Origin of the sequence: Helicobacter bilis ATCC 51630 (assembly GCF_000686565.1) — a bacterium.
In the GTDB taxonomy this organism is placed as follows: domain Bacteria; phylum Campylobacterota; class Campylobacteria; order Campylobacterales; family Helicobacteraceae; genus Helicobacter_A; species Helicobacter_A bilis.
Genome location: NZ_JMKW01000077.1, coordinates 1 through 6,167 on the forward strand (window position 1 = coordinate 1; position 6,167 = coordinate 6,167).

A 6,167-nucleotide genomic window follows, 5' to 3' on the forward strand; every position below is an offset into this window, starting at 1 on the left:
CATTTCTAGTTCCTTTTACTCTCAAAAAATGTTGAAGTGAAGTCAGGTTGTCCTATGTCATTACGCTTAAATTTTTTAATTTTTTCAGGTTTAATTGTGTCTGCTTTCGCAGGATTTGTTTCTTTTATTGTATCTAATGCCATACTTGCATATAGAGTATTCATATTTTGGCATTCATATTTTGCATAACTTCATATTGTGATACTAAGACTTGTAATATCATGCTTTGTGTTCTTAGCAAGGCTTCTTGCTTTTCCTTATCATTCATCGTTCTAATTTTTGTATCGCTTAGTTGTTTTTGAATCTTACTCATCATTTCTTGTGTGTCTTTTCTGTAAAGCATGTTATATTTACTGCCATTGCTTGCACTGCCCTCTGTGTAGAGATTGTATGAGTTTAACACTTTATTGACACTTTCATTTTGTGTTTTTGCAATATTTTGTTTTCGTTTATCCTCTACTTCTTTTGCTTTTACAATCTCTTTGCGATAATTATCCATATCTCCATTTTTTAAATATTCTTTTGCCTTGTTTTGATATTTGTTTGATACCTCTTTTGTAAATTCCTCATTTGCAAGGGCATTCATACAAGCTTGTTTCAATGCTAATGTAGAATCCATGCCTTTTAGTTTTTTCTTTTGTTCGTTTATAAAATCTTTAAATGTATCACTTGCCTCTTGCAATATATCACAATCGCTTTTTATCCCATCTAAAAGTGATTCTATCCCACTTAGATTTATTAAACATTGCACAATAGAATATCTCTGACACAAATTATGACAATATGCACACTAAGGGTTTAAAGATTTTATTAAAAAGAGTGTAAAGGATTATGTAAGGTTTTAGAAAATTAGTTTAGATTTTTGGTTATCAATTTTTAATTTGCTAAGAAATTAGATTTTTAGAATCTATTTCTTGCACATTAAATCATAGGCAAACTATCTTTTTGGGCCTTGTGTTAGATATTAAGCACACGCAAAACAACAACAAACAACGAACGCTAATCTCCAAAAGACAATCACTTCTTTTTTGTTCTCACATGCTACTTATTTTACGATAGCACCTCATCACAGCGACTGCATACTTCCATGTTAGAATCTTTTTTAAACTGCCAACATCTAGGGCATTTCTCTTTTGTAGCTTTATAGACATGATAGGTTTTATTATCGAAGTTAATGCTAAAGAGTATGTCGCTATTGGTTTTTTCACATACGCATTCACTCACCATTAGAAAATCTGCGATTAAATCCTTGCTATTTTCGCACTCTTTTGGTAGGGATAGGCTTAACTCTAGGCTTGATTTTAGCACTTTTTCTTTTTTGAGTTTATCAACTTGTTCGTTAAATAGGCTTCTTAGGGCTAAACATAGCTTGATTTTTTCTTGTTTTTCTTCACTAAAACTAAAGTTTGGTATAGCAAATTTCTCTAACTCAAACACATTTTTTGCCTCACCTTTAATCACAAAAGGCGCATAATCAAGTGCTTCATCAATAGTGTAAGTTAAAAATGGTGCAAGTAAATGCAAGATATTATTTGCTAACATTGCAAACACACTTTGGATTGCAAGGCGTTTGTTAGAATCTATCGTATCACAATACAAGCTATCCTTACAAATATCTAAATAGATTCCGCTTAAAGTTGCCGTGATAAAGCCATTTAAAACTTGGAATCCTTTTGAAAACTCATATTCACTAAATAAAGTATCTACTTCATTTAATACCTGCTTTGCTTCATGCAATACCCATTCATCAATGATGCTAAAATTCTCACTAGAGTTAAGCTTTGTTAGCCCTTGCGTATTAGCAAGTAGAAAGCGGATAGTATTTCGCAATTTAAGATAGTTTTCACTCACTTGTTTTAGGATATTTTGCGATATTTTTACATCATTTTGATAGTCTGACAGGGCTACCCAAAGTCGTAAAATCTCACTTCCACTTTCGCTAATAATCTTACTTGGGGCAAGGACATTACCCTTTGATTTACTCATTTTCTCACTTTTTTCATCGATAGTAAAACCATGTGTAATGATATTTTTAAAAGGGGCTTTATGATTTATCGCACAGCCTAGCAACAAAGAGCTTTGGAACCAGCCTCTATGCTGATCGCTTCCCTCTAAATACACATCAGCAGGGGCGTGTCCGCTATTATAGCTATCACTATCTAGCACAGCAAACCAAGTGCTACCACTATCAAACCATACATCTAAAATATGTATGTTTTTTTCATATAAATTTGCTTTATCTTTATAAGAATTAGGTAATAAATCAATGATTTCTCTCTCCCACCATACATCGCAGCCATGAGCTTCAAATAAAGATTCTATATGATTTGTTAGAATCTCTTCAATTACAGGCTCACCGCTTTCTTTATCAATGAAAAATGCGATAGGCACACCCCAATCTCGCTGCCTTGAGATACACCAATCGGGGCGATTTTCCACCATGCTTTTTATGCGATTTATCCCATTTTTTGGATAGAATCTTGTGTTTTCAATCTCTTGCAAGGCGACTTGTCTCAGTGTCTTTCCATTATAGTAAGGCTTATCCATGAGAATAAACCACTGCTTTGTAGCACGGAAGATAATGGGCTTATTTGTCCGCCAGCAATGCGGATAGGAATGCACTATCTCTTCATGATGAAGCAGGGCATTTTTATCTTTTAGAATCTCTAGTATTCTTTTTTGTGCTTTAAAAATATGAATGCCTACAAACTCATCTATCACTTCTTTTTCAAAAAGTCCTAGCGTGATAATACTCTCATCAAAACAGCCAGAATCATCAACAGGCATAATAACAGGCAGGTCATATTTCAGGCATGTAAAATAGTCATCTTCGCCATGCCCGGGGGCATTATGCACCGCTCCACTGCCATCTTCCATGCTTACATACTCTGCTAGAATCAGCATAGAATCTCTATTATTTAAAGGGTTTGTAGCATAGTGTTTTTCAAAATTTTTAGATTCTATTGTGGCAAGAATCTCACCTTCTATAACCCCCCTTTCTTTCAATTTTTCATAAAGTTTTTTAGCTACTATTGCACCATTACTCACTAGCACATAAGATTCATTGGGATTTAGCGCAATGGCTACATTGCTAGGAAGAGTCCAAGGCGTAGTCGTCCATATAAGCATATATGGGGTTACTTTTGTGCCAAAAGATTCTAAATTTAGGGCTTTTAGAGTGCTTGTTTGCAGAGGAAATGCTACAAATATAGAATCTGATCTCTTGTCTTTATACTCAACTTCTGCTTCTGCTAAGGCACTTTTTGCCGCCCAGCTCCAAAATATAGGCTTACTTCTTTGTGTTAATAATCCCGCTTTTGCCACTTTCACAAGCGCACGATAAATATCAGCTTCAAACTTATATTTCATAGTCTTATAAGGATTATCAAAATCGCCTACAATACCAAATGATAAAAACTCATTTTTCTGTATTTCCACAAATTTTTCTGCGTGTTTTCTACATGCTTCTCTAATCTCAAGTTTGGTTGGAATCTTTTTTTCTGCTTCATAAGCATTGCTTACTTGCTGCTCTATTGGCAAACCATGACAATCCCAACCGGGCGTATAAAACACTTGCTTTCCCTGAAAATAATGATATTTAATAATGAAGTCTTTTAGAATCTTATTTAGAGCGTGTCCTACATGTAAATGCCCGTTTGCATAAGGCGGTCCATCATGGAGTGTAAATGTGTTGTTTGTGTTTGATTGATTCTTATTTGTGGTGTTTGTTTCGTTTTGATTTGCTTTGTTTGGATTAATTTCATTTGGATTAATTTCGCCCTGATTTGTTTGACTTTGCTTCATTTCATTCGAGCTTGTTCTTGTCGGACTTGTTCTTGCTTTACTCATTGTGCTGTATGCGTATTCCTGCCATTTTTTATATCTTTCTGGCTCTTTTTGCGGAAGATTACCTTTCATTGGAAAATCTGTCTTTGGCAATATCAGTGTATCTTTGTAGTCTTTTTGTGCTTGGTCCATAACATTCCTTTTGCATTTATAAAATTTTGAATTTTAACAAATTTTCACAAAGGATTCTTTAATATTTGCTTTTGTTTGTGAGATTTTACCAAAAGTAGCTTGTTTGTTTTGGAACACAAAAGTTATTTTCAGTAATTTTTTACCCTTAGAAGTAAAACTTGCTACAGAATCCATGAAACACATATCAAAATTCTGTAATGTTGGTGCTGTTTTATGTTTTTGGATTCAGATTAAACACATGGATATGTGTCACACGACCACATCTAGCGGTATCAGCTCATATCCATTGATTATTCAATAAACTTTTTTCATAATCTATCAACAAGATTTATCAAGCAGAGTTTTCAACTACTTTGATTTAGCACGCTTTTTAATAAAATCTTTCTTATATCTCTCCCAGTATTGTTTGGAATCCTTTTTTATGAGTTTTGCTACCTGCTTTTTACATGTTGGCATATCAACAAGCATAAAGTAAGGTCTGCCTACAAAAAAGCCCATATTTACGCCAGTCATAAAGCAATATATAGAATCTTCTTTTGGTGTAAAAGAAAATGTATGCGGACTTTCAGTCTTTGCATAAAGCGTGATAGAATCTTTTGTATCTATATCAACATAATATGCAAAACCCGGTGTTGAAAAAATGCAAACTCATAATCCTTTAAAAACGGCTTATTGACATTAAACTTACCATAATGTGTGCTGATATTGTAGCGTATCAATGAGCCTTGAAAGGCACTTTCCCTATAAAAATAAAGCCTTGTTTTACCCTTTTGTGGATTTGAAAAAGTCGTATCCGTATCACTCGCCTTGAAGCTATAATCTTTTTTAGGATCATATTTGGGGTGCTGCACGCACTAAAGAATAAAACACTTAAAAACAATATGCAATGCAAAATCTTTGTTATCATACTGCCCCCTTAAAAGCCCATATTAAAGCGATAGCTTAAACCAAGTGTAAGCATGATGTGATCAAATTCGGATGTAGATTCTCTTCCTGCGGTTAAGTTAAGCCACCTAAACGAGCCTTTTACAAAGATTCCAATAGCATTATTTTTATTGAGAATCCATTCACTAGAACTCATAATTGCAACACCTTGATAACTTGCAGTTAAAGAGCCAAGCGTAGAGGGCAAACTCATATCGTAACCGAGCCCTACACGCCACACTGCGCCGCCTGATACTTGTGAGAAATAAAGTGCTGGAGTAAAAAAGTTTCTACTTGCCTTCATGCTATATGGGGTATTTAGAATATACAAAGTGTCATCAATTTTTATATAATCCCCTATACCATTGCTAGCATTATACTCATATTCAAGTGCGACTTCTACACCCATGCCATTACTTGCCCTCCATGCATAATAGGCTGATACACCGGGGACAAAATGATAATAATATTTTGTATGACAGGTATATGTGGTCGGATCGCAATACACTTGCGTAGAATAGCCTACACCAACTTTAGCATAAACGCCAAACGAGTTTTTACCATATTCTTGCTCTATTTCGCTTGTGTCATCACTTTTTGGGGGGGGGGGGGGTAACATTTGCACTTGCGATACTTGCAACAACGCATGACAACATTAAACTTTTAGCAACAAACTTTAAATTATGAAACACTTTCATATAAATCCTTTTAAATAAAATGTAAATGAAAGTTTAACAAGTTTTAAACAAAAGGGCAAGTTTATCTATGATGTCTATCGTATTTACATGATTGTGTGATTGCCACTTTTTGTTGTCTAACATTGCTCATAATAATATTTTTGTGGAATTGCTTAGTATGAGAAACTTGTTACTAGTATTTTGTGTTTAGTGTGAAAAAGCTGTGTCGGTAGGGATTGTGTTATCATTGCATTGTGTTTGTGTGTGCTTTGCAAGATTCTAGTAGTTGCTTGCGTGATTGCAAACAATTTAGCAAGGATTATAAGGGAAGTATTTTGCTTAACACTCATGCAAATGAAATCTTAATCACACTCACAAGGCATGACAAGCATTCTAGATTCTCTACCTTTATGGGTGAGTGCAGGGCTTGGGCTTGTAATTGTGCTGTTTGCATTTTACTTGCTTGTATCTTAAAAAAGCTTTCTTTCACTTGATTTGATAGCATTGCTACTTCTTTCTCTCTTTTATTGTTATTTTGCCTAATATGCCTAAAGCACTTTGATTTTGTGCATCTCTTGTGGCTACTTC

General features: G+C 34.4%; 6 protein-coding genes and 1 pseudogene. All 7 read right to left on the reverse strand.

Annotated elements, in window-relative coordinates:
• Nucleotides 1-5: 5 nt before the first annotated feature.
• Complete coding sequence (locus T368_RS15715) at nt 6-164, reverse strand: hypothetical protein (RefSeq protein WP_004087035.1); 159 nt, start codon at nt 162-164, stop codon at nt 6-8.
• Nucleotides 161-751: a hypothetical protein gene (locus T368_RS0110580; protein WP_004089036.1), complete on the reverse strand. Its 591-nt coding sequence runs from the start codon at nt 749-751 to the stop codon at nt 161-163. The genes T368_RS15715 and T368_RS0110580 overlap by 4 nt, the downstream gene beginning before the upstream one ends.
• Nucleotides 752-1,050: 299 nt before the next feature.
• Complete coding sequence (gene ileS, locus T368_RS0110585; RefSeq protein ID WP_004089039.1) at nt 1,051-3,978, reverse strand: isoleucine--tRNA ligase; 2,928 nt, start codon at nt 3,976-3,978, stop codon at nt 1,051-1,053.
• A gap of 348 nt (nt 3,979-4,326) precedes the next feature.
• A complete protein-coding gene (locus T368_RS15720) occupies nt 4,327-4,476 on the reverse strand; it encodes a hypothetical protein (protein WP_155116665.1) in 150 nt (49 codons plus the stop codon).
• A 104-nt stretch (nt 4,477-4,580) separates the two neighbouring features.
• The gene (locus T368_RS15725) at nt 4,581-4,829 is read right to left on the reverse strand and encodes a hypothetical protein (RefSeq protein WP_138160973.1); all 249 of its coding nucleotides are present in this window, start codon (nt 4,827-4,829) and stop codon (nt 4,581-4,583) included.
• 65 nt (nt 4,830-4,894) lie between these two features.
• The gene (locus T368_RS0110600; protein WP_034595247.1) at nt 4,895-5,527 is read right to left on the reverse strand and encodes a hypothetical protein; all 633 of its coding nucleotides are present in this window, start codon (nt 5,525-5,527) and stop codon (nt 4,895-4,897) included.
• Between the two features lie 398 nt (nt 5,528-5,925).
• Nucleotides 5,926-6,167: pseudogene (locus T368_RS15730) on the reverse strand (hypothetical protein); the annotation flags it as partial.